Raw genomic sequence first — 3,051 nt, forward strand, 5'->3', positions numbered from 1 at the left:
GCCCCTCGGCCAGACGCGGTCCGCGCGCGCCGTTGTCGTGCGCGTCGGTCGCGAGCAGGTGCGCGCGGCCTTCGTCGAGCAGGCGCTCGCCCCAGTAGCGCGGGCGGCGGCCGAAGCGGCCGGTCAAGGCGCCGGCGGTCAGCTGCATCCAGACACCGCGTTCGGCCAGGCGGCAGAACACGTCGTAATGGCCTTCGATCCAGGTCAGCCGCTCCGGATGCGTGACCACCGGCACGTAGCCCGCGGCCGCCAGGTCGAACACGGCGCTCTCGAAGCGCGGCGGCATGGCGTGGTGCGGCGGCTCCAGCAGCAGATAGCGCGAGCCGTGCAGGGTCGGAACCTTGCCGGCGCTCAGGCGATCGGGCAGGTCCGGCGCGAGATGCACGTCGGCGCCGATGACGAGCTGCAGCGGAATCTGATGCCGCTGCAGCTGCGCGGCGAGCTGGGCGATCGCGCGGCGTATGCCGTCGGCGTCGTTGTCGTAGAGACCGGGATAGATGTGCGGCGTGCAGGCGAGCACGCGCACTCCGTCGGCCACGGCGGTCCGCGCCATGGCCAGCGCCGTGTCCAGGTCGGCGGCGCCGTCGTCGATGCCGGGCAGCAGATGGCAGTGCAGGTCGATCATTTCAGCGGCGTCGCAGCGGCAGGCGTTGTTCGGACAGCGGGTAGTCGGCTTCGGGCTGCGGTCCTGCGCCTCGGCGCAGCCAGGCCACCGCGCGTTCGCGCCGCCGTGTCGCGAGGTAATGCAGCAGCAGCAGGCCGAAGAACGCCAGCACGGCGGCGAGCTCCGCGCCGGTCTGCTCCAGCCAGGCCAGTACCGCCGCACCGGCCGTCAGCGCCGCGAGCGCGCAGTAGCCGACGATCTGCTGCGGCGTGTAGCCGGCGTCGCGCAGCAGGTGATGCAGGTGATTGCGGTCGGCGCCGAACGGCGAGCGGCCGGCCAGCAGGCGCCGCGTCATCACGACGACGCAATCCAGCAGCGGAATCGCGACGATCCACGGCGCGGCGATGCCGGCCTCGGCGTTGCCGGGAATCCGTGCGAGGCTGAAGGCGGCCCAGACCACGGTCAGGCCGAGCAGGGCGCTGCCGCTGTTGCCGAGGAACAGGCGCGCGGCCGGCAGTCCCGGCCGGCGCAGGTTGAACACGAGAAAGCCGGCGACGGCGCCGGCGATCAGCAGCAGGTTGCCGGCCAGCGCCGCGTCTCCGGCGCCGGCCGCGACGAACACGAAGAAGCCGAGCGCGATCAGCACGAGGCTGCCGGCCAGGCCGTCGCTGCCGTCGATCATGTTGATCGCATTGATCGTGCCGACGGTCGCCAGCACGCTGAACGGAATGGACCAGGAACCGAATGCGAACAGATGGCCGACGCTGGCGGCCTGGACCCCGCCGGCGGCGAGGATCAGGCCGGCGCAGGCCTGCACGACGATGCGCAGCCGCCAGGACAGGTCGATGCGGTCGTCGACGACGCCGACGGCCACGAGCAGCGCCGCGGCGCAGAGGTAGGCGATGAAACCGGGGCCGAGGTGGCCGCGCAGCAGCGCGATCGCGAGCAGGCCGCCGAAGATGGCGAGACCGCCGACCAGCGGGGTCGGGCGGGCGTGATCGTGGCGGCCGGAGGGAACGTCGAGCAGCTTGTGGCGCCAGGCCAGCGGCATCAGAACGAGACAGGCCAGCGCCGTGGTCACGGCGGCGGCGGCGGCATAGCCCACATCGACGAACGAGCTCATCGGCATCTCCCCGGCCTGAGCGCCCCCCTTAGGCACCGGCAGCGTCGTACCGTCGCTCCGCGACGGACACTGCCTACCCGCGGCAACGATCCGCGGGCTGATGATTACCGCACAGTTTGGTTGAGGTTAGTTAAACATCTGAAAGATGGCAAACAATATTCTTTTGATGAAACGATGACGTGAAAACCCCGTTGTGACGGGCGGGACTGCGTCGCAGAAAAACGTCGCGTCCGCCTGGTCGTTGAACACTTTTCGTCCAAACGGAACGGGTTTCGGACATGGCGGTCCGTGGGAACCGACCGCTCCGCAACGCCTGTCGGCGGATCGCGACCGCCGGTCTGCCAGAAGGGCTGTATCTTCCGGCGGAGCCGGCCGCCGGCCGCGTCAACTCCCCACTAACGCCTCGTCGCGCACCATCCGAGCCGGCCCGCCGCTGCGGCGGCGGTGGCGCGTCACACCGACGCATGCCCCTGAGGAGGCTCCTCCATGAATTCCCTGTCTCGCTGGAATCCGTTCAAGTCCGCCGGCCAGTTCGACCCTATCGCCAACGTCGACGAGCTTTTCCGTACGCTCGCACGCCCGTGGCGCGACGCCGATCTCGCCCCCGACCTGCGCATCGACGTGTCCGAGGACGACAAGACCTATCACGTGAAGGCCGACCTTCCGGGGGTCGACAAGCAGGACATCGAGATCTCGCTCGAGCGCAACCGCGTGTCGATCTCCGCCGAGATCCGGCGCGAGAACCGGCGCAAGGAAGGCGAGAAGGAGATCTATACGGAGCGCAGCTACGGCCGGCTGTTCCGTTCCTTCAGCCTGCCCGGCGACGTCGACGCGACCGCGGCGAGCGCGCAGTACGAGGACGGCGTGCTGACGCTGACCCTGCCCAAGAAGGACGACGGCAGCGCGCGGCGAATCAGCGTAAGCTGACCCATTCGCGCGACGGTCCGGCGGGAGGCCCAGGTGGATAAGGACAGTCCGTCGCCGGCCGGCGACGCGTATCGGATCGCCCGCTACATCCTGATACTGGCCGTCGGCTACGGCTGCTGGCGCGTATTGAGTCCGTTCGTGCCGGCGATCCTGTTCGCCGTCGCGATCGCCGTTTCGCTGTGGCCGCTGCATAGCTGGCTGCTCGCGCATCTGGGGCGGCGGCCCGGTCTCGCGAGCCTCGCGACCTGCCTGGTCGTCGGCCTGCTCGTCATCGCGCCGGTCACGTTGCTGATCGTCTCGCTCGACGACGCGCTGCGCGCCGGCCTGGCCTGGCTCGACGCGGCAGCCGAAGCCGGCCGCAGCGGCCCGCCGGCCTGGCTCGGCCGCGTGCCGTGGG

The 3,051-nt window shown here is 70.3% G+C and carries 4 protein-coding genes; 2 read left to right on the top strand and 2 right to left on the bottom strand.

The features are described from left to right. Positions 1-625: tyrosine-protein phosphatase (locus NON22_RS22515; protein WP_257389232.1), on the bottom strand; the 625-nt coding region annotated here is incomplete at its 3' end. 1 nt (position 626) lies between these two features. Beyond that, positions 627-1,727: an MraY family glycosyltransferase gene (locus NON22_RS22520; protein WP_257389233.1), complete on the bottom strand. Its 1,101-nt coding sequence runs from the start codon at positions 1,725-1,727 to the stop codon at positions 627-629. A gap of 486 nt (positions 1,728-2,213) precedes the next feature. On the opposite strand from NON22_RS22520, the gene NON22_RS22525 reads away from it, so the two are divergent. Together NON22_RS22525 and NON22_RS22530 are read left to right on the top strand one after the other, a co-directional pair. After that, a complete protein-coding gene (locus NON22_RS22525; RefSeq protein ID WP_257389234.1) occupies positions 2,214-2,654 on the top strand; it encodes an Hsp20/alpha crystallin family protein in 441 nt (146 codons plus the stop codon). 33 nt (positions 2,655-2,687) lie between these two features. Next, positions 2,688-3,051: AI-2E family transporter (locus tag NON22_RS22530; RefSeq protein WP_306673972.1), on the top strand; the 364-nt coding region annotated here is incomplete at its 3' end.

The organism is Tahibacter caeni (genome assembly GCF_024609805.1).
Taxonomy (GTDB): Bacteria; Pseudomonadota; Gammaproteobacteria; order Xanthomonadales; family Rhodanobacteraceae; genus Tahibacter; species Tahibacter caeni.

Excerpts from the sequence above, each read along its gene's own strand:
- NON22_RS22520 (WP_257389233.1), bottom strand. The coding sequence starts at position 1,727 with ATGAGCTCGTTCGTCGATGTGGGCTATGCCGCCGCCGCCGCCGTGACC.
- NON22_RS22525 (WP_257389234.1), top strand. The coding sequence starts at position 2,214 with ATGAATTCCCTGTCTCGCTGGAATCCGTTCAAGTCCGCCGGCCAGTTC.